The sequence below is a fragment of the Peptoclostridium litorale DSM 5388 genome, from assembly GCF_900141635.1.
Taxonomy (GTDB): domain Bacteria; phylum Bacillota; class Clostridia; order Peptostreptococcales; family Peptostreptococcaceae; genus Peptoclostridium; species Peptoclostridium litorale.
The window spans coordinates 17,696-39,010 of the sequence record NZ_FSRH01000003.1; the positions used below are offsets into that span (position 1 = coordinate 17,696).

The following is a 21,315-nucleotide window of genomic DNA, read 5'->3' on the forward strand; positions in this document are numbered from 1 at the left end:
CAAAAACTTTAAAATCGAATAGAATTAGTATATGGATACACTACATTTATAATAAACTGGAAACGAGGTATATATATGAATTTTTTTGATGTAAAGGGCATAAATGCTATTGAACCTGGAAACAAGATAGATGGTTTTTTCCTAGTAAAGTCAATCGAGGTGAAAACCGCAAGCAACAACAAGAATTATCTGGACATTATGCTTTCGGACAAGACGGGAGATATAAATGCAAAGCTCTGGGACATGGGCCCATACGAGGAGACCTCATATGAGACGGGGTGCATTGTAAAGGTGAGGGCGCTTGTAAGCACTTGGAAAAATACAGCTCAGCTTAAAATAGAGAAGATGAGACAGGCGGTTGAGGATGACGGCGTAAGCATTGAGCAGTTTGTGGCGGCGGCTCCGTATGAGGCGGAGCACATGTATGGGATAATAAGCGGATATGTCGACAATATAAGTTCAAACGACATAAGGGGAATAGTAAAGCTCATAATGGACAAGAAAAGGGAAAGACTTATGTATTATCCGGCGGCCAAGTCAAATCACCATGCAATAAGGTCTGGGCTTTTGTACCATATAATGACAATGCTTTCGGCTGCTGAAAAGCTTATGGAAATATACACGTTTTTAAACAGCGACCTTTTATATGCAGGGGTGGTGCTCCATGACATATGCAAGGTGGATGAAATGGACTCCAATGAAATTGGGATGGTTTCCGAATACACCGTGGAGGGAAAGCTTCTTGGGCACATAATACAGGGAATAAAGGAAGTGGAGTCTGCGGCCGCTGAAATTGGAGCGCCCAAAGAGACTGCCATGCTTCTTGAGCACATGATACTTTCACACCACTTCGAGGCTGAGTACGGAAGCCCTAAAAAGCCGCTGATACCTGAAGCCGAGATGCTTCACTACCTCGATATCATGGACGCAAGGATGTATGATTTTAAAAAGGCGGTTGACGATACTCAGGAAGGTGAGTTCTCGCAGAGGGTGTGGAGTCTTGATGGGAGAAGTGTATACAGGTATAATTTCTAATTGTAGAATTAAGTCAAAGGCTTAAATGTTGATTTTAATATTATTTTAATAGCAAGAGGTGTTTTTATGTATTGCATATGCCTGATTGAAGATGAAAAGGCTTTAAATGACATATTGAAAATTTACTTATCGAAGGAAGGCTTTAATGTCATATCTTATTCGAATTTGACTGATGCTAGAAAAGCGTTCAACACCAAAATAGATTTGTGGATCATAGATATAATGCTTCCGGATGGGAACGGCTTTGAATTGCTTAAAGATATAAAAGGCGCCAATGAAAGTACTCCTATTATTCTCATTTCAGCCAGAGGCGATGGGCTTGATAGGGTTTTGGGTCTTGAAATGGGCTGTGATGACTATATATCAAAACCTTTTCTTCCTAAAGAACTTGTTTTGAGGTCGAAAAAATTGATAGAGAGATTTTATAAAAACAATCAAATATCTAAAGCGGAAGTAAAAGCAGGTAATTATATTCTTGATTTGAAAAAGCGGTCAATAACATATGAAAATAAAATTATCGATTTGACTTCTCGTGAATACGATATAGTTTTATATTTTGTAAATAACAGGTCTATAGCTTTATCGAGGGATAATATACTGAATAATATTTGGGGTGATGATTACTTTGGCAGCGCTAGAGTAGTGGATAATTATATCAAGAAAATACGAAAAAAAATGCCTTTCCTTGATATAGAAACCATATATGGATATGGATACAGGTGCAATTTATGATTAAATTCAAGAATAAAAAAACACTATACTTCAAGCTGTGTGTTTATTTTTCAACACTTATTACGGCAGTGTGCATGCTGAGCATAGGAATTATCTATTTTTGGTCGTACTATTATTTTAGCAATATATTTGAAGACAAAGTTATAGAAATGCACACTCATGATTCTAATCAAAGCTTGCACGTGAAAGATGAATGGATACTGGGTGTAACTGCCCATAGCATTGATTTGGTGGAAGCGATTCATGGGGAAGAGATTGCAGATCGAGTTTATGAGGATGCAAAAAATCAATTGGTACGAAGCAAGCTGTACAAGGAAAAAATAGCAGACAAGTATTTGATGTATATGATAGATATTGATCAAGAAAATGGAGAACAAGTATATAAATACTCGATTATCAAAGACATATACAGGGAAGTTTTTCCGAAAATATTAGTATGGTTTTTAATATCCGTTGTATTCGTATTCAGCATATCCATATATATTATAAGAATAATATGCAGGCATTTAACATCGGATATAAACCAAATAGGTGATTATGCAAATAAAATTGCGCATAAAGATTGGACTGAGCAAATGGAAATTTCCACTGATAATGAGGACATATTGAGCCTTGTAAGGTCGTTTGACGGTATGAGGAAAAAATTGGTTGAAAGAGATAAACTCCAGCAATCAGTGCTTCAATATATATCACATGAATTAAAAACACCTATAATGATTATATCCAGTTATATTCAAGCCGCCAAAGAAAATATTTATCCAAATGGAAATTTAAATTCTACTCTCGATACGGTGCTCGAACAGACAAATCGCATGGAGAATAAGGTGAAAGACCTTTTATTTATTGCTGAACTTGATAAAGAGCAAGAAGAACAAGATAAAAAGAATCTTTCGCAAGTGAATTTAGGTCTGACTATACAGAAAATCATGGAGAACTTTAAAGCTATTAAAGATTCGAAAACCAACGTGGAAGTGATTTTAAACCTAGATGCTGATCTTGACATATCAGGGTATGAAGATAAGATATCAGTTGCATTTGAAAATATAATAGAAAATCAATTGAGGTATGCTGAAAAACGCATAATTGTACGTTCTATAATTGCAAGTGAAACTATCAGAATTTTATTTTATAATGATGGTGAAAAAATAGATGATAGGCATATCAATTATATATTCAAGCCTTTTGAAAAAGGCTTGAATGGAAACTATGGACTGGGTATGAGTATATGTAAAAAGATATTTCAGCTTCACAATGGGGACATTACATTCATACCTACTGTAAAAGGGTGTATGTTTAAAGTTGAATTGCCTAAATAAAATAATTAACAAGTTCTATAGATCCGGAAGGTCTTTTTTATAAGACTTCCGGATTTTTTTGTCTTGATAAATCAGGAAAATGCCAGATTTATTTGGATGGCCCGTGAGAATTTAGTGAATTTCAGGAGAAACACATACAATTCGACGGAATGTGACACAATTTAACATAATTAAAGCATAAAAAAATACATAATCAGCATATTATGTGCACAATGTTTTTTTAAAATGAATTAAGTCAATAGTGAAGGAAAAAGTTTTCCTTCGCTTTAGGAATGTGGATATGGCGAGTAAAGAAATTTAAATTTTTCGAGGGAGGACTAAATAATGAAAAAAGTTAGTGTTATAGGGGCTGGCAATGGAGGTTTGACAGCAGCATATCATTTGAGTAAAATTGGAAATTCGGTTTGCGTTTATGATTCACCTATGTTCGATACGCAAATAAATGCCATAAATGAAAAGGGAGGAATAGAAGCATTAGAAGAACTACATGAGTGCAAAATGCTATTCTCTGGGTTTGAGAAGATAACCAAGGCGACTACGGATATAAAAGAAGCGGTTGAGTTTTCGGATGTACTTGTACTGATATGCCCATCTTTTGCACAAGAAATACTATTTGAAAAAATGCTTCCACACCTTAAAGATGACCAAATAATAATACTTATGCCAGGTAATTATGGGGGGTTGGTTTTAAATAAGATCAAAAATGACAGTGCAAGATCTGATCTGAAGCTTACATTCGTAGATGCAATAAGTATACCTTGGGCATGCAGAGCAGTTGAGCCTGCGAAAATTGCTATAATGGGGCTCAAAGAATTTCTGCCTATGAGTGTTTTCCCATATTCGAATTTAGAATATGCAAAGTCTAAAATAGACAACATACTGCCGCTGAGATTGGAATTTTTGGACAATCCAATTGTAGCAGGGTTAGAAAATATTAATTTTGGAGGACATCCGCTGTTAACGACATTAAACATGGGACTTCTTGAAAACTTTAATGGGGAATTCAATTATTATAGAGATTGCTGTAGTGTAGCAACCGCAAATGCAGCTGCAAAAATGGACGAAGAGCGTTTATCTGTGGGAGCACAATTTGGATTTGATTTAAAAACGGAATTAGAAGCAATGAATGCCCTATACAACAGTAACTACAAAACGGTATATGAATTTAACAGAGCCTCAACGACTCATGTCAAGATAAACAGTTCTCCGGCAAGTTCAAAGAGTAGATATATAACAGAAGATGTGGCATATCTTCTAGTGCCATGCTTTGAACTGGCCAAAGTGGCAGGTCTTAATATTCCGATAGTAGAATCGTGCATACACATAGCTTCGGCATATAATGATGAAAATTATTTCAAAAGCGGGAGAACATTGGAAACAATGGGGCTTGACAACATGAATGTGGAAGAAATAGTTAAATATCTTTCTTGCTAGACTTTAACTCAAGCAAATACATTTGCAGCTGAAGAATCTGATGAATTTTCAGATTCTTGCAAATTCACTTTTAATTTGATTTCAATGTCTAAATGATTTTAGAGAGATATTTAGGATCGGATTATTAAATATTACAGCTAAATCGCATGAAGTATTATTTTGTTGGGAGGCATAATATGGAAGGAAGAATAAAAGTTCCACATACGCTTACTTTACTGTTTGGAATTATAATTTTGATGGCATCACTCACGTGGATTGTACCAAGTGGAGAATTTGACTATGCAAAAGACGCTAAGAAGCCAACGCCTATTGCAGGAACTTACAAACAGGTTGAAAAGGTTCAAAGGGAAAATGGTGTTGTGGTGCAAGATACCCGCCAAGCACTTACGGGCGTTTTGACAGCCCCTATGAAAGGAACTGTAGCAGCAGCAGACGTTGTTGTATTTGTGCTTTTACTAGGTGGGGCATTCGGTATTTTAGGTAGTACAGGGGCGATTGAAGCAGGAGTTTCCAGAGTAGTGAAGATGCTTGCAGGAAGAGAAATGCTTATTATACCTGTGGCAATGTTGCTATTTGGACTTGGGGGAACAATTATGGGGATGGCGGAAGAAACCCTCCCATTTTATATGATATTTATACCGCTAATGATGTCTATGGGATATGATTCTTTGACAGGCGCAATGATAATATTTTTAGGCGCTCAGACAGGTGTTACGGCATCAACATCTAACCCGTTCGCAGTGGGTATTGCTCAAGCTAGTGCTGGCATACCAATAAGTTCGGGAATAGAGTTCAGATGGATTCAATTTTTTATTTATATGAGCATATCTATAGCTTTTGTTATGTGGTATGCGAAAAGAGTAAAAAATAATCCGAAACTTTCTCCGATGTATGAAATTGACAAGAAAAATAGAGAGCACTTTTTAAGCAGTGAATGCCAGTCTATGGCAAATTTCAGATGGCATCATGGTGCAATCCTTGCAGGCTTCATGGCTGGCATTGGATTAATGTCATATGGAGTAAAGGAATTAGGCTGGTATATAGAGGAAATAACAATGGTTTTTTTGGCAATAGCTTTATTTGCTGGAATAGTGGCTATGATTGCAGGTGTTATGACGGAGAAAGATGTTGCGGGGTCTTTTGTAGAAGGATGCAAGGACATATGTTTTGCAGCGCTAGTAATCGGAGTTGCAAGAGGAATTTTGATTGTAGCACAGGACGGCAAAATTATTGATACAATTCTAAACTCGCTTGCAGGTACGCTGAATGGTCTTCCTAAAGGTGTATTTACAACACTTAACTTATTAATACAAACGGTTATAAATTTTTTAGTGCCATCATCTTCTGCTCAAGCGGCTTTAACAATGCCATTGATGGCTCCACTTGGGGACCTTGTCAAAGTCGACAGACAAGTTATTGTAACCGCCTATCAATATGGATGTGGGATAGGGCACTTTATATTTCCGACACAGGGTATATTGATGGCAGCGCTAAGTATTAGCAAAATACCTTTTCAAAAATGGCTTAAGGTTATACTGCCTTTGGTAACTGTTTTATGGTTTGTTGCTGCTGTATTCTTGTTTATAGGATTAAAGATATATCCTGTGGGTTAAGCATAAAACTATTGTAAAAAATTTCATAAATAAAAAACCCCTTTTGACAAACGGTAAAGTATATGATATACGTTCAAAAAGGGGTTTTTTATTTAAATTAGACTTTGTGGAAAACAACGAAAAACAATTAAGTTAAAAAAACGGTATAGCAGAGAAGTTTTTGATAGTTTGTTATTTGAAAACAGTACTTACTATATGGATTGTGCGTAAAAGTTTATATACATTACAATTGTGGATTTTGGATTCTATTTTTCAGGTGTTTTTCAATTTGGAAATTATTCAAAGGGACTGTTGTTTGTAAATGTAAAGGAAGGTGAGTTTTCGCAGAGAGTGTGGAGTCTTGATGGGAGAAGTGTATACAGGTATAATTTTTAAAAAATTCACATTGAAAATCAAAACATGGGCTTAAGTTATGGTATAATGGATGAATAATATTTTTTTACGTATAACTTTTTTTGTCTGAGTGGAGGTAAATAGAATGCAGCTTAATTATGAATTTAAAAACGCCTGGAAGGGCATGAGCCCTTGCGAAAAAGAAGAGGTAATGGCATACTGCCAAAGATATAAGAAGTTTTTGGATGAGGGAAAGACTGAAAGGGAATGTACCAGATTCATAGCGGATGTAGCCAGAAAGAACGGCTTTGTAGACTTCAGGGACATGAAGGATGGAGAGCTAAGTGCCGGTGACAAGGTATATTTTGAAAACAGGGGCAAGGGGGCGGCTCTTTTTATAATCGGAAAAGAGGATATAGAAAAGGGAATGAACATAGTGGGGGGGCATATAGACTCTCCAAGGCTTGACCTTAAGCCGTTTCCGCTTTATGAGGAGTCGGAGATGGCACTTCTTAAGACTCATTACTACGGTGGAGTCAAGAAATATCAATGGGCATCGATTCCGCTAAGTCTTCACGGAGTTATTATTAAAACAAGCGGAGAGGCTGTTAATATAAACATAGGCGAGGACAATGACGATCCCGTGTTTTACATTTCGGACCTTCTTCCTCACCTTGCAAAGGACCAGATGCAAAAAAAGGCTTCAGAGTTTATAACTGGAGAAGGGCTTAATATTATAGCAGGGTCTATGCCTGATCCAGATGAAGAAAAAAATGCCATAAAAATGAATGTACTTAAGCTTTTGAACGAAAAATACGGCATGGTCGAAGAGGATTTCATTAGCGCAGAGCTTCAGGTCGTACCGGCTGGAAAGGCAAGAGATGTCGGTTTGGACAGGTCTCTTATGGCTGCATATGGACATGACGACAGAGTGTGCTCATTTGCATGTCTTGAAGCGCTTCTTGAGGTCGAATCTCCCCAGCGTACATGCGTTGCTGTATTTGCAGACAAAGAGGAGATAGGTTCTGTGGGAAATACGGGCATGGAGTCTAAATTCTTTGAAAATGCTGTTGCAGAGCTTATAAACCTTCAGGGAGACTACAACGAGCTAAAGCTTAAGAGAGCTTTTGCAAGTACGAAGGTGCTTTCTGCAGACGTGACTGCGGGATTTGACTCTAACTTCCCTGAGGTCATGGACAAGAAAAACAGCGCATATATAGGTAAGGGGCTTGTAATAGCCAAGTATACCGGAGCAAGGGGCAAGTCGGGCTGTAATGATGCAAATGCTGAATTTGTTGCCTCGGTAAGAAACATATTCAATGAAAATGGAGTTGTATGGCAGATTGGAGAGCTTGGAAAAGTTGACCAAGGCGGCGGCGGAACCATAGCTTATATACTTGCGAACTATGGCGCGGAAGTTGTGGATTGCGGAGTAGCGCTTTTGAGCATGCACGCACCTATGGAGCTTGCAAGCAAGGTAGACGCATACATGGCTAAAAAGGGATATCTGGCATTCCTGAAAAACGCTTAATATATACACAAAACCTCTGAAATTCTCAATGGTTTTATCTGAGAACGCCAGAGGTTTTTTTCTAGTTTGAGATTTGCAAGGTCTCAGGAATTTGATGTAAATTCCTCTAAGGCGCTGCAATCAAATGCTTACAAAATCAAGAACGTGTTCCTTGAATTTTTCTTCAAGAGGGGCGAGTGTTCTCTTTTTAGGGTAGGCGAAATAAAAGTGTCTATTTAACTTTAGGCCCCTTATCTTGTACACATTGAGAAGGTTGAAGCTTTGCTCGTCTTCTACTGCCGCCTTTGATATTATAGATATTCCCATGCCTTTTCTGACCATTTGCTTTATGGACTCTGTATTTTCAACATGGGCTACTATATTGAACGAATCCATTGAAAGCTTGTGTTTTTCAAGTTCTCTTATGAAAAGATCTCTGGTTCCGGAACCGGTCTCTCTCATTATCAGAGGGTGGCCCTTGAAGTTATTGAGGTCTATATAGCCATCTTCGCTTTTTATATCCATGCTAGAGGGTGCTATTAGAACGAGCTCGTCAGCAGAGATGGTCATATATTCGATTTGAGAGTTGCGTATCTTGGCGCCTACAAAGCCGAAATTTGACTTTTGGTTGAGTATCTCGTCTATTACATCACTTGAGTCGAAATGCTTTAGAGAGTATTTTACGTGAGGGAATTTCTTGCTGAACGACTTTATAAGCTCTGGCACCACGTATTCCTCAGGTATTGTACTGGATGCTATTTCTATAAGGCCTTCGATTTTACCCTTGTACTCCCCGAGTGTGAACAGTGTGTTTTTCTTTGTGTTTATCATATCGATTGCAAAGTCGTAGAGTATGTCGCCGGCCTTTGTAAGCGATATTGTCCTGTTCGACCTGTTTATCAGTATTGTTCCAAGTTCCTTTTCGAGATTTTGTATGTGGTTTGTTATGGTCGGCTGGGTAAGAAAAAGTTCTTTTGCAGCCTTAGAGAAGCTCTTGTGCCTGGCTATTGATATGAAGCTTTCGAGTTGTTTGAAATCCAATTGAATCCCTTCTTTCTGAGTGAAATTTATCCGCAGGGACTAAAACACTATTGAATATTTTAATCCGGGACATATAGATTATATCAAATAAATTTTATTAATAGAATGTTTTTTGTCGAATCATTGCTTTATAATATAATTATAAAAACTATAATTAGGGGGGCATGGGCATGGAGCTGAACAAATTGCAAATGCTTATAAAGAAATCGGAAGGCGCAAAACTTGACTTTAAAAGAGACATGGAACTTTTGACCAGCAGCCAAAAAAAGGAATTTGCAAAGGACGTTGCGGCGATTGCAAACACACCTGGAGGAAGGGGTTATATAGTATTCGGTATAGAGGACAAGAACAAGAATGTCATAGGAGTTGAATGTGACAAATATATGGAAGAAAAGATACAGCAGATAATATCCCAAAGGATTGATCCTCCTGTACCTGTAAGGATGGAGTATGTAAAGTACAAGAGGAAGAACGTAGGCGTTCTTACAATATTCAAGAGCATTCAAAAGCCCCATCAGATAAGGCAAAACGGAGCTTTTTACATAAGGAGGGGTTCTACAACGGATGTGGCCAGGAGGATAGAGGTTGCATCAATGTTTCAAAGAAGCGGAATACTAAGCATAGAAAGAACCCCAATATATGAAGCCTCTGCAGCTGACATAGACGAAAGGCTTGTGTATGAATACTGCAAAAAGATAAATCTTGACGAGGCGGTATCGAACGAGCTCTATGAAACACTTGGAATATGCGTATCAACGGAAAGCGGACACATGCATCCCACTCTTGGAGGATTAATGGTGTTTGGAAGGCATCCCCAAAAATATATAGTGGGTTCATCTGTAAGGGTGGTAAGCAATATAGAAGATAAGATCGTTAGGATTTTTCACGGAAACATACTGGAGATGCTGGATGGGTCTGAAAAATATATAAACGAGCTAATAGGAGGCCTGGGCTATCCGGTCGCTGCGGTTTTTGAGGCGCTTAGAAATAGTCTTGTGCACAGGGACTATTTTGACATAAACAGGGAGACCGTTGTGTACATAGACGGTGAAAGGGTGGAGGTCAGTAATCCTGGAACCATACTTAACGGAGACAGCCTCAAAGAGATTGCCAAGGAGAGCAATCCCCCAAGGAGAAACAGCTGGATATATGAAAGGCTTATAATACTTGACGAACAAAAAAGGTTTTTGGAAAGTGGAATGGGCTTAAAGAGGATGGAAAATTGTTTTGAAGAGCCCTGCAGGGTTAAGTTTTTAAACATATACAGAAGGAACATGTTCAAGGTGGTATTTCCCGGAATATCAAATAGATTTGAATGCTAGCTTGACTGCGATGTCATATACATGGTAACATAATTTGATGGAAACTGCCCATATGACTTCGATTAAACCGCGGCAGCAGGGATTTGCTTGAATACGAAATAAATGTAGTGCAGTTATATAAAGATTAGTTATTAGAAAGAGGTGCGCTTATATGAGTAGAGCGTTAGTTGCAATAGTAGGAAGACCGAACGTTGGAAAGTCGACGCTTTTCAACAAAATAGCAGGCAGGAAATTGGCGATAGTCGAGGACAGCCCTGGAGTTACGAGAGACAGGAATTATACCCGTGCAGAGTGGCTGAACCACCATTTCACGCTTATAGATACCGGAGGGATAGAGCCTGACAGCGAGGAGCTTATACCTTCGCTTATAAAGAAGCAGGCTCAAATAGCCATAGAGATGGCACATGTAATACTTTTTGTTGTGGATGCAAAGGCGGGTCTTACATCTACAGACAGAGAGGTTGCCCAACTGCTCAGGAGAAGCAAAAAGCCTGTAGTGCTTGTGCTTAACAAGGTAGACAACGACAAGGTGTCAGAGCACTATTATGATTTTTATGAGCTTGGATTTGGAGACCCTATGGAGATTTCAGCTTCAATAGGTCTCGGGATAGGAGACCTTCTTGACGAGGTTGTAGCAAACTTCCCGGAAGGCGTGGAAACTGACTATGAAGACGACGTGATAAGGGTTGCCATAGCTGGAAAGCCTAATGCCGGCAAATCTTCAATACTAAATTCCATTTTGGGGGAAGAAAGGGTTATAGTGAGTCCTATAGCCGGAACGACAAGGGATTCAATAGACACTTATTTTGAACACGGCGATGACAAATTCATCCTTATAGATACTGCGGGGATAAGAAAAAAGAAAAAAGTCGAGGCAGGCGTTGAAAAATACAGCGTCCTAAGGACTGTGGCTGCAATCGACAGGTCAGATGTCGTACTTATAGTTATAGATGCGACTGAAGGTGTTACGGAGCAGGATACAAAAGTGGCTGGGATAGCCCATGAAGAAGGCAGGGCCTGCATAATAGTTATAAATAAATGGGACCTTGTAGAAAAGGAAACAAATACAATGAGGGACTATACAAGGGAAGTAAGAGACCAGCTTGCATTCCTTTCATATGCGCCCGTAATGTTTGTTTCTGCGCTTACAAAACAAAGGCTTGACAAGATGATAGAAAAGATAAAATTCGTATCGAACCAGCATGCAATGAGAGTTCAAACTGGAGTTCTAAACGAGGTTATAGCAGAGGCGATGATGCTCAACCAGCCTCCTTCGGACAAGGGTAAAAGGCTTAAGATATACTATGTGTCTCAGACAAACATAAAGCCTCCTGGGTTTACAGTTTTTATAAACGACAAGGAACTTATGCACTTTTCATATCAAAGATACCTTGAAAACAAGATAAGGGAAAACTTTGGATTTGAGGGAACACCTATAAGATTCTACTGCAGGGAAAAGCAAAGCAGATATTAAATAAAAGAGGGTGTGTTTTATGGATAAGATATGCATACTTGGAGCAGGCAGCTGGGGAAGCGCTCTTGGAATACTCCTTGCTAAAAAGGGGTATGCGGTTCAAATGTGGACCAATGAAGAGTCTCAGTGCGAGGATGTAAACAAAACCAGGGAAAATATCGATTTTCTTCCGGGGGTCATTATACCTCAAAATATGAATCTCAACATAGACATGCAGGATTCGATAAAAGGGGCCAAGGCCATAGTAATGGCGGTACCTTCCCAGGCGGTAAGGGAAGTCGTAAGGCTGGCGAAACCCTATATATCAAAGGACCAGATAATAGTAAACGTTGCAAAGGGGCTTGAAAGAGGGACTAACCTTAGAATATCGCAGGTTGTTGAAGAAGAACTTGAGGAAAACAGCTTTGCAGTGCTTTCGGGACCTTCTCACGCAGAAGAGGTTGCAAAGGATGTGCCAACGACTGTGGTTGTAGCATCAAATGACATGGATGTAGCAGAAGTGGTCCAGGATATGTTCATATCTCCAAAGTTCAGGGTGTATACTAATGCCGACCTTGTTGGAGTCGAGCTTGGGGGATCGCTTAAAAATATAATAGCCTTCGCTGCGGGAGTTTCAGACGGACTTGGATACGGGGACAACACGAAAGCCGCTCTTATGACAAGAGGGCTTACTGAGATAGTAAGGCTTGGAGTAGCAATGGGTGCAAAGGCCGAGACTTTTTCGGGTCTTTCTGGAATAGGAGACCTTATAGTGACGTGTACGAGTATGCACAGCAGGAACAGAAGGGCTGGAATACTAATAGGACAGGGAAAAAGCCTTGAAGAAGCGCTTGCAGAGGTGAAAATGGTTGTGGAAGGCGTTGAGGCTGCAAAGGTTGCATATGGACTTTCTATGAAATATGATGTCGAAATGCCTATAACAAGCGAGCTGTACGGAGTACTCTTTAGCGGAAAGGATGTAAAGAAATCCGTAATAGACCTTATGATGAGAAGCAAGACGCATGAAATAGAAGATCTCAGCATATAAAAATTCATATTTGTTTTAAGACCCGCAAATCCAAAGCCTTATGTGCTCAATTTGCGGGTTTTACAATGGAGAGAGTTTTTGTTTTGGAATTTAGAATTATATTTGAATTGAAAAGCTGGCGCGGTTGCTATATATTATTTATATAAAGAGCCGTATTAATCATGCTGAGGTGTTGCAATTGACGAGAAAGAAAAGAAGAGTTAAAAGAAAAATTTCGAATTACATTATATTCGTGGGGATATTTAGCTATATAATATATAATCTCGTAATCAGTATAATGAATACGGGAATACAAACTTACACTGTGAAAAAAGGGCAGCTCATTGAAAGTATGCCCCAAAGAGGTGTGCTGCTGAGGGACGAGCAGGTTTTTTATTCTAATGCGCAAGGAGTGCCCAAGTATCTCTTCAAGGAAGGCGAGCGTATGGGCAGCAACAAAAATGTATGTGAAATACAAATAAGCCTTGCCGACAGAAAGCTCAAGGAAGAAGCTGATACAATACAAAGGCGTATAGATATAATTGAAACGGGGATGGTATACTCGCCGAATGTTTTGGCACCGGAGAAATTAGACAGAATGATAGATGTGAAAAGGCATGAGATAAAAAACAGCTTCATGGATGAAAATATACTTTTAATTCCGCGGCTTAAAAAAGAGATGATGTATCTTATGGACCAAAAAAGCATACTGTATGGCAGTTTTTCAAACTCTGGTGACAAAAGCTCAATCACAAGCAAGATATCGGCAATAAGAAATAAAATGGAATCTTCAACTAAATTTATAAAAAATACATTCCCAGGAGAACTGTGCCTTTCTGCCGACGGGTATGAGGATATGCTTAAATCGGACCAGCTTGGAAAATTAGATTCACAAATTCTAAGCGGCATTCAAAACAGGAACCGCATAAGCAAGGGGAAAGATGTGAATGTGGGAGATCCCGTATTCAAGATAATAAACAATCACTACTGGTATATGGTGTTTACGCTTGAGTCCAAAGAGGCCAAACTGTTTAAAAAGGGAAAAGGTCTTTATGTAAATGTTGATGATGACATGATATACGGGGTTATCAAAGGCCTATACAAGGATAAATACGGCAAATACATAATGGAATTCAAGACAAATGCAGGCAGCGCCGCTGTCCATTACGAGAGAGCTCACGATGTGGAAATAGTGCTTAAGAATTTAAATGGAATAAAAATACCACAAAAGGCAGTGGTTGAGAAAAAAGGCAAAAAAGGCGTGTATGTGGTTTCCGAAACGGGGGTAGCCACTTTTAAAGAGTTAAATTGTGTTTTGGGGGAAAACGGTGAATATGTTATACTTGATTATAAGAAAATAACAAGGGACAAGGTAAAAACTGTAAATCTATATGATGAAATTATTTTAAATCCTAAAAAAGTAAAAGAGGGCAGGAAAATAAGATAGGGGTGAACAGAGTTGTCTGTCATAGGAGAAAACATAGCTGAGATAAAGAAGGATATTTTGCAAAATGCAAAGAAAACAGGAAGAGCAGCTGAAGATGTTGTCTTGATAGCCGTTACAAAGACTGTGGAAGCCGACAAGATGAATGAAGCCATAAGAGAAGGCATTACTGACATTGGAGAAAACAAGGTACAAGAGGTTCTTAGAAAATATGATGAAGTGGAAAAAAATGTAAGGTGGCATCTTATAGGGTCTTTACAGAGCAACAAGGTAAAATATATAATTGATAAAGTAGACCTTATACATTCGCTTGATAGGATATCACTTGCAAAGGAAATAGATAAAAGGGCAGGGGAAAATGGGAAGATTATGGACTGCCTTGTGCAGGTGAACATATCTCAGGAGGATTCAAAACACGGCATTGCAAAGGAAGACGTGGTTGAATTTATAAGGACTGTATCAAGTAATTATAAAAATATAAGGATACTAGGGCTTATGGGCATGGCATCATTTACAGAAGAGCCTGAGGAAACAAGGGCATATTTTAAGCAATTAAAAGATATTTCTATTCAAATTGAGGGTATGAATATGGAAAGTGTGAAAATGGAATATTTGTCCATGGGAATGAGTAATGACTATAGAATTGCAATTCAAGAGGGCTCAAATATGGTCAGAATAGGAACTGCTATATTCGGCGAAAGGAACTATGAAAGTTAGGAGGTCAGGCTATGTCGGGAAAAATGGTGGATAAGATGAAAAAGCTGATGGGATTTGAGGAAGAATACGATATGGAAAATGAATCTTTTGAAGAAGAAGTAGAACAGCTTGGAATAGTTGCAACGAGAGATATTCCTAAGAACAACAAAATAGTAAATATTCATGCGACTACTCAAATGAAGGTGATACTATACGAGCCAAGTAATTACGAGGAAGTGCCTGCTATAGTAGATAATCTGAAAAACAGAAAAGCGGTTATAGTGAATTTGCAAAGCATTCATGATGCGGAAACGGCAAAAACCATATTTGATTTTTTAAACGGAGCGATATATGCTCTTGAGGGAACCATTCAGAAGGTGTCAAGCGGCATATTCGTACTTGCTCCAAACAATATAGATATAGATGCGAATATAAAAAGGGAACTAGAAAACAAAGTGCTGTTTCCCTGGCAAAAATAAAATATAAGGGGATTTTTGTATGTATGTTATAATTAGGGCGCTTGGATATTTTGTAAATTTTTTGGAAATAATGATATTTATAAGGGTAATAATGTCATGGATTAGTATAGACCCTTATTCTCAATTTGCAAGCTTTGTATACAGGGTCACAGAACCGGTGCTTGAACCGGTAAGAGAGCTTATGAATAGGATTATAAGAACGGGGCCTATAGATTTTTCGCCTATAGTAGCGCTTCTTTTAATACAATTTGTACACAGAACATTGATTAGACTGCTTATTGGGATGGGATTTTAAGTGATAGACAAGCATAAATTGACATTACATATAAGAGACGAAGAGGTTAAAAGGCTTGTATGCAGTGTTTTGGACAAGGCGCAGTCAGTAATCGGAAACCATGATGTCAAGTCTACGGATTTTTTGAATCCGTATGAACTCAGATGCGTAAGAGATGTACTCAACCATCTTAAGGGAGATATCATATACCGTGAATATGGAGAATGCAGCCAGGCTGAACGAAAGTGCGTGCTAATATGTCCTTGGTATATGGATGTGGAGGAGATTGAAAGCCCCATATCATTTCTTTGCGTCGGTGGGAATTTCAAGTTCAGGGAAATTTCACACAGGGACTATCTGGGCTCAGTAATGGGGCTTGGGATAAGGCGTGAGAAGATTGGTGATATACATGTACATGAAAACAGCTGTCATCTGGCTGTGAAGTCTGAAGTGGCAGATTTTTTGCATATGAATTTCAATAAGGTATCTTCAAATAGTGTAAATGTAAGGCGTATAGATGGTGATGAATTCACTTGCAGTGAACAGGAGTTTAAAGCTAAAAACTTTACAGTGTCCTCGCTGAGGCTGGACTGCATGCTTTCAGGAATATATAATATATCAAGAGGCGAAGCGAGCAAGATGGTATCATCGGAGCGTGTGAGAGTTGATTTTGAGCCCGTGGTTGAAAGCGCTAAGCACTTGTATGAGGGAGGCCTTATCTCTGTGAGGGGAAAGGGAAGGGCATTTATAGATAGTATTAACGGAAATACAAAAAAAGGAAGAATTTCGGTAACGGCAAAAATCATAATATAGATCATATTGGATTACGGGAGGAAGTAAAACATGATAACTCCGCTGGATATTGAGAATAAGGAATTTAGAAGAGGTATAAGGGGATACAGGGAAGACGAGGTCGAGGATTTCCTGGATGACTTGAAAGAAGATTTTGAAAACCTCTACAAGGAAAACATAGAGCTTAAAGACAAGATAAACATGCTTTCAGACCAGATATCCAAATTCAAGAGCATTGAGGATACTCTTAAAAACACACTGATTGTGGCACAAAATACGGCAGAAGAACTTGGAATAAGCGCATCTAAAAAGGCCCAGCTCATAATAGAGGAAGCTGAGATCAAGGGTAGAAGGATAATAGAGGATTCAAACAATGAGGTCATAGGAATAAAAAAAGAGTATGAAGAGATTAGAAAAGAATCTATGATATTTAAAAACAGGTTTAAGTCAATGCTTAAAGACCAGATGAAATATGTAGACGAACTATTTGGACAAGAAGAAGCAGACCTGGGTGCTGAATAAGGCACTCATTTTTTTGCGCGAAGGAGGAAGAAGGATGGATATAATAGGAATAATAGGAGCGATGGACGAAGAAGTTGACATACTAAAGCAGCATATGGACATGAGGGAAAACAGGAGAATAGCAGGACTTGATTTTTATTCGGGAAGAATACACGATAAAGAGGTCGTCCTTGTAAGATGCGGCATAGGAAAAGTTAATGCAGGAATGTGCACTCAGATACTTATAAGTGTATACGGGGTTTGTGCTGTAATAAATACAGGTGTTGCAGGAGCTCTTCACAGCGAACTTGATGTTCTTGACATAGTGGTTTCGACTGATGCGCTGGAGCATGACTTCGACGCCACAGGATTTGGATACAAGCCAGGAGAAATTCCAAGAATGGAGACTTCAATTTTTGAAGCTGACGAAAAACTTGTTCAGGCGGCTTATGAAGCCGGTGTAGAGAGTTCAAGCGGACACAAGACTCTAAAGGGAAGAATTGCAACCGGAGATATATTCGTGAGCAGCCCGGAAATTAAGGACAAGCTTGTAGGCGTGTTCGGCGGATACTGTGCAGAAATGGAAGGGGCTGCAATAGGCCATGTGTGCACTTTGAACAAAGTGCCTTTTGTCATAATAAGAGCAATGTCGGACAAGGCCGATGGAACGGCTCATGTGAATTATAACGAGTTTGTAGAGGTAGCGGCGCATAATTCTAAGGATATAGTTCTTGCAATGCTTAAAAAAATTTAGGGCATGAAATCTGGGGTGAAAAATTTGAATTTAATACTTATAGTTTTTCTTATTGCAGTAGACCAGCTTTCGAAGCTTTGGGCGCTTTTAAAGCTTTCGGACATAGGCTCCATCCCTGTGATAAAGGATATATTCCACCTGACTTATGTTGAAAACAGGGGCGCGGCTTTTGGGGTTTTGCAAAACAAGAGGTTTTTCTTTATAATACTGACATTTGCTGTTATAGGCTATATAGTATATTTCCTCTACTCGAACAAGGGGCTCAACATATATGTGAAGATTTCACTCAATTTGATTGTAGCGGGTGCCATAGGAAATCTGATAGACAGGGTGAGGCTGGGGTTTGTTGTGGATTTTTTTGACTTCAGGATATGGCCCGTATTCAATGTTGCTGATATATGTGTTGTTGTCGGGGGATGCATGCTTGCATATATAATGCTATTCAGGAGCGAACTTGTAGGCGACAACTAGGAGGTATTTTTTAAGGTATGGAATTTAGAAATTTTTGTGTCATGGAAGATGAAGAAGGGGTAAGACTGGACGTGTTCCTTTCAGAACAGCTTGAAGACATGTCAAGATCGTATGTTCAAAAGATTATAAAGCAGGGGCTTGTGAAGGTCGGCGAGAAGGTAGAAAAGGCGAAATACATTGTCAGGGAGAATGATATTGTGGAAATCAATATACCGGAGCCCAAATGCCTTGAAGTCAAAGCTCAGGATATAGAAATAGAAATAGTTCATGAAGATGACGACATAATAGTCGTAAACAAGCCTCAGGGAATGGTTGTGCACCCGGCTCCGGGAAACTACGAGGGAACCCTTGTCAATGCACTTATGTACCACTGCAGGGGAAATCTTTCTTCGATAAACGGAATAATAAGACCAGGGATAGTCCACAGGATAGACAAGGACACTTCAGGGCTTTTGGTGATAGCAAAAAACAATAATGCACATAGCGGACTTGCCCAGCAGTTTAAAGAACACTCAATAGAGAGAACATATGAGATGGTATGCGTGGGCAATGTAAAGCAGGACGAGTTTGTAGTAGATCTTCCAATAGGAAGAAATCCATCAAACAGGCTTAAAATGGCAGTGGTGAAAGGCGGCAAAAGTGCAGTGACGCACTTTAAGGTCATAAAAAGGTTTGACGGATATACACATATCAGGGCCAACCTTGAAACGGGAAGGACCCACCAGATAAGAGTCCATATTTCAAACAGGAACACCCCTCTTTTGGGTGACCCTGTCTATGGAGCCAAAAAGAGCAAGTTCAAACTGGAGGGACAGCTTCTGCATGCTAAGACGCTTGGATTTGTCCATCCTGGAAGCGGCGAATATATACAGTTTGACTCCTGCCTTCCAGAGCATTTTGAAAATATAATCAAAATACTTGAAAGTAATTACAGTCTATGATACAATTATCAAGATGAATAAATTGGTCCTTTAAATCAGTTCAGAGAAACTGACAAGGAGTTGTGCATCGGGCTACTTTGCGTGCAAACAACAGGCTCCCTGTCTAACAGGGAGTCTTTTTTGATGGGCATATACAGTATGAATATCACAGGATTTTGAGGGGAGGCTTTCTATGAAGGAAAAAGCTCAGATAATGGATGAAAAGGCTGTACTCAGGGCTATTACGAGAATAAGCCATGAAATAATAGAAAAGAACAAAGGCGTTGAAGATGTTGTACTAATAGGCATAAGGACAAGAGGGGTCCCTCTTGCAAGAATGATACAAAAGAAGATAAAGGAAATAGAAGGTGTTGATGTCGCAATAGGCCAGGTGGACATAACCCTGTACAGGGACGATCTGAGCAAAGAGGAGCTTGACCCTGTGGTGCACGGCTCGCAAATCGATTTTGACATAAATGAAAAAATAGCAATACTTGTAGACGACGTGCTTTTTACGGGAAGAACAGTAAGGGCTGCAATGGATGCGGTTATGGATTACGGAAGACCAATGGTGATACAGCTTGCAATACTTGTAGACAGAGGCCACAGGGAGCTGCCTATAAGGCCTGATTATGTCGGCAAGAATGTTCCAACTTCAAGAAATGAAGTCATAAGCGTACAGCTTGAAGAGATAGACGATGTAAATAATGTTTCAATATATGAAAAGTAAAAGGGTTTCAGGTCTTTTAAATCAGTACAGAGATACTGGAAAAGGGAGAAAAAAATTATTCTCCCTCCTTATAAAAAAAGGAGGAATTATTAATGGCGGAAAAAACAATGGTTTCAGGAGAATCTACAATTGGACATACGGCTTTAAAATCAGCAAGAAAAGTTGTACTTGCAATGCAGCACCTTATAGCGATGTTTGGAGCAACGGTGCTTGTGCCAATACTTACAGGGCTTGACCCGTCAGTGGCCCTAATGTCTGCAGGTATAGGAACTCTGCTTTTCCACCTTGTGACAAAGGGTATGGTTCCTGTGTTCTTGGGATCGAGCTTTGCATTTATTCCCGTGATAATAACGGTAAAGGAAACCTATAATGGGGATTTGACATATGCACAGGGCGGGATAATGGCCGCTGGTTTGGTATATATAATAATGTCTATGCTTGTAAAGAAGTTTGGAGTAAAGAGAATAAAAAGCTATTTCCCTCCACAGGTTATAGGACCTATGATAATAGTTATAGGACTTAATCTTGTTCCAGTTGCAGTAGGCATGTATTCAAACAACGTTATGGTAGCGACAATGACCCTTTCAATAGCTCTTGGGATAACATTCCTGGGAAGAGGTTTTATAAAGCAGCTTGCAATACTTATAGCAGTAGTTTCTGGATATGTAATATCGCTTCAGATGGGACTTGTAGATACTCAGGCTATAAAAGAAGCGGCATGGATAGCAAAGCCTAATGTGACTACGCCAAAATTCGAAATCGGAGCCATTGCAATAATAGCACCGGTAGTTCTGGCAGTGTTCATGGAGCACATAGGTGACATAACTACAAACGGAGCGGTAGTAGGAAAGAACTTCATAGAAAACCCTGGCCTTAACAGAACACTTCTTGGAGATGGGCTTGCGACTCTTGTTGCCGGATTCCTGGGAGGACCTGCAAATACGACTTACGGAGAAAATACAGGAGTGCTTGCAATAACTAAAAATTATGACCCTTCTATAATAAGGATAACGGCGGTTCTTGCTATAATACTTGGCTGCGTAAGCAAGGTGGGTACATTCCTTCAGACGATACCTGTTCCTGTAATGGGCGGCATAAGCCTTATGCTGTTCTCCATGATATCGTTTATAGGGTTCAAGACTCTAAAGGACAGCAATATAAACTACAGTCCTTCGAACATAGCTATAATAGCAGTGATAATATTCATAGGACTTGGATCGGGATATATAGAAAAGCATTTTGGAATTTCAATGGGGATATCAATAACTGAATCGGTTAAGATAACAGGGCTCAGCCTTGCAGCAATAGTAGGAATAGTTCTTAACAAGGTGCTAAACAGAAATGAGAAGTCTGAAGTGGTTGCTTAATAGCTAGATAGCAGGAAAACCTCCTTTTATGAATCGGTCATAAAAAGGAGGTTTTTCTTTTACTCAATCAT

The 21,315-nt window shown here is 39.1% G+C and carries 21 protein-coding genes; 20 read left to right on the top strand and 1 reads right to left on the bottom strand.

The window, feature by feature from the left end; translation table 11 throughout:
* Positions 1-75: 75 nt before the first annotated feature.
* From BUQ87_RS03310 to BUQ87_RS03335, 6 genes are all read left to right on the top strand, one after another.
* The gene (locus BUQ87_RS03310; RefSeq protein WP_038267738.1) at positions 76-1,035 is read left to right on the top strand and encodes a 3'-5' exoribonuclease YhaM family protein; all 960 of its coding nucleotides are present in this window, start codon (positions 76-78) and stop codon (positions 1,033-1,035) included.
* A gap of 66 nt (positions 1,036-1,101) precedes the next feature.
* The gene (locus BUQ87_RS03315; RefSeq protein ID WP_038267741.1) at positions 1,102-1,767 is read left to right on the top strand and encodes a response regulator transcription factor; all 666 of its coding nucleotides are present in this window, start codon (positions 1,102-1,104) and stop codon (positions 1,765-1,767) included.
* Positions 1,764-3,083: a sensor histidine kinase gene (locus BUQ87_RS03320; RefSeq protein ID WP_038267743.1), complete on the top strand. Its 1,320-nt coding sequence runs from the start codon at positions 1,764-1,766 to the stop codon at positions 3,081-3,083. Before BUQ87_RS03315 ends, BUQ87_RS03320 begins: the two co-directional genes overlap by 4 nt.
* A 324-nt stretch (positions 3,084-3,407) precedes the next feature.
* Complete coding sequence (locus BUQ87_RS03325; RefSeq protein ID WP_038267745.1) at positions 3,408-4,517, top strand: NAD/NADP octopine/nopaline dehydrogenase family protein; 1,110 nt, start codon at positions 3,408-3,410, stop codon at positions 4,515-4,517.
* Positions 4,518-4,693: 176 nt separating this feature from the next.
* On the top strand, positions 4,694-6,130 hold the full coding sequence (locus BUQ87_RS03330; RefSeq protein WP_038267748.1) for a YfcC family protein: 1,437 nt from the start codon (positions 4,694-4,696) through the stop codon (positions 6,128-6,130).
* A 478-nt stretch (positions 6,131-6,608) separates the two neighbouring features.
* Positions 6,609-7,994: an aminopeptidase gene (locus tag BUQ87_RS03335; protein WP_038267749.1), complete on the top strand. Its 1,386-nt coding sequence runs from the start codon at positions 6,609-6,611 to the stop codon at positions 7,992-7,994.
* 120 nt (positions 7,995-8,114) lie between these two features.
* Here BUQ87_RS03335 and BUQ87_RS03340 read toward each other — a convergent pair whose 3' ends face one another.
* Positions 8,115-9,014 (bottom strand): selenium metabolism-associated LysR family transcriptional regulator, encoded by a 900-nt coding sequence (locus BUQ87_RS03340; protein WP_038267750.1) that lies wholly within the window; start codon positions 9,012-9,014, stop codon positions 8,115-8,117.
* Positions 9,015-9,184: 170 nt separating this feature from the next.
* On the opposite strand from BUQ87_RS03340, the gene BUQ87_RS03345 reads away from it, so the two are divergent.
* The 14 genes from BUQ87_RS03345 (at position 9,185) to BUQ87_RS03410 (ending at position 21,244) form a co-directional block, all read left to right on the top strand.
* The gene (locus BUQ87_RS03345; protein ID WP_038267751.1) at positions 9,185-10,336 is read left to right on the top strand and encodes an RNA-binding domain-containing protein; all 1,152 of its coding nucleotides are present in this window, start codon (positions 9,185-9,187) and stop codon (positions 10,334-10,336) included.
* A gap of 151 nt (positions 10,337-10,487) precedes the next feature.
* Entirely contained in the window at positions 10,488-11,810 is a 1,323-nt protein-coding gene (gene der / locus BUQ87_RS03350) for a ribosome biogenesis GTPase Der (RefSeq protein WP_038267753.1), read from the top strand.
* Positions 11,811-11,829: 19 nt separating this feature from the next.
* Positions 11,830-12,837 (top strand): NAD(P)H-dependent glycerol-3-phosphate dehydrogenase, encoded by a 1,008-nt coding sequence (locus tag BUQ87_RS03355; protein ID WP_038267756.1) that lies wholly within the window; start codon positions 11,830-11,832, stop codon positions 12,835-12,837.
* Positions 12,838-13,015: 178 nt separating this feature from the next.
* The gene (locus BUQ87_RS03360) at positions 13,016-14,263 is read left to right on the top strand and encodes a biotin/lipoyl attachment domain-containing protein (protein WP_038267759.1); all 1,248 of its coding nucleotides are present in this window, start codon (positions 13,016-13,018) and stop codon (positions 14,261-14,263) included.
* Between the two features lie 12 nt (positions 14,264-14,275).
* Positions 14,276-14,977 carry a YggS family pyridoxal phosphate-dependent enzyme gene (locus tag BUQ87_RS03365; RefSeq protein WP_038267760.1) on the top strand — a complete coding sequence of 234 codons (702 nt, stop codon included), beginning with the start codon at positions 14,276-14,278 and terminating at the stop codon, positions 14,975-14,977.
* A gap of 11 nt (positions 14,978-14,988) precedes the next feature.
* Positions 14,989-15,435: a cell division protein SepF gene (locus tag BUQ87_RS03370; RefSeq protein ID WP_038267762.1), complete on the top strand. Its 447-nt coding sequence runs from the start codon at positions 14,989-14,991 to the stop codon at positions 15,433-15,435.
* Between the two features lie 19 nt (positions 15,436-15,454).
* Entirely contained in the window at positions 15,455-15,730 is a 276-nt protein-coding gene (locus BUQ87_RS03375; RefSeq protein ID WP_038267765.1) for a YggT family protein, read from the top strand.
* A gap of 18 nt (positions 15,731-15,748) precedes the next feature.
* A complete protein-coding gene (locus tag BUQ87_RS03380; protein WP_207647170.1) occupies positions 15,749-16,522 on the top strand; it encodes a YlmH family RNA-binding protein in 774 nt (257 codons plus the stop codon).
* A 30-nt stretch (positions 16,523-16,552) separates the two neighbouring features.
* The gene (locus tag BUQ87_RS03385; RefSeq protein WP_038267766.1) at positions 16,553-17,023 is read left to right on the top strand and encodes a DivIVA domain-containing protein; all 471 of its coding nucleotides are present in this window, start codon (positions 16,553-16,555) and stop codon (positions 17,021-17,023) included.
* Between the two features lie 34 nt (positions 17,024-17,057).
* Positions 17,058-17,756: a 5'-methylthioadenosine/adenosylhomocysteine nucleosidase gene (locus BUQ87_RS03390; RefSeq protein WP_038267769.1), complete on the top strand. Its 699-nt coding sequence runs from the start codon at positions 17,058-17,060 to the stop codon at positions 17,754-17,756.
* Positions 17,757-17,780: 24 nt separating this feature from the next.
* Positions 17,781-18,227, top strand: a complete 447-nt coding sequence (gene lspA, locus BUQ87_RS03395; RefSeq protein ID WP_038267771.1) for a signal peptidase II — start codon at positions 17,781-17,783, stop codon at positions 18,225-18,227.
* Positions 18,228-18,244: 17 nt separating this feature from the next.
* Positions 18,245-19,168, top strand: a complete 924-nt coding sequence (locus tag BUQ87_RS03400; RefSeq protein ID WP_038267774.1) for an RluA family pseudouridine synthase — start codon at positions 18,245-18,247, stop codon at positions 19,166-19,168.
* A gap of 172 nt (positions 19,169-19,340) precedes the next feature.
* On the top strand, positions 19,341-19,877 hold the full coding sequence (pyrR, locus tag BUQ87_RS03405) for a bifunctional pyr operon transcriptional regulator/uracil phosphoribosyltransferase PyrR (protein ID WP_038267775.1): 537 nt from the start codon (positions 19,341-19,343) through the stop codon (positions 19,875-19,877).
* Between the two features lie 107 nt (positions 19,878-19,984).
* A complete protein-coding gene (locus BUQ87_RS03410) occupies positions 19,985-21,244 on the top strand; it encodes a uracil-xanthine permease family protein (RefSeq protein WP_242943771.1) in 1,260 nt (419 codons plus the stop codon).
* The last annotated feature ends 71 nt before the right edge of the window (positions 21,245-21,315 follow it).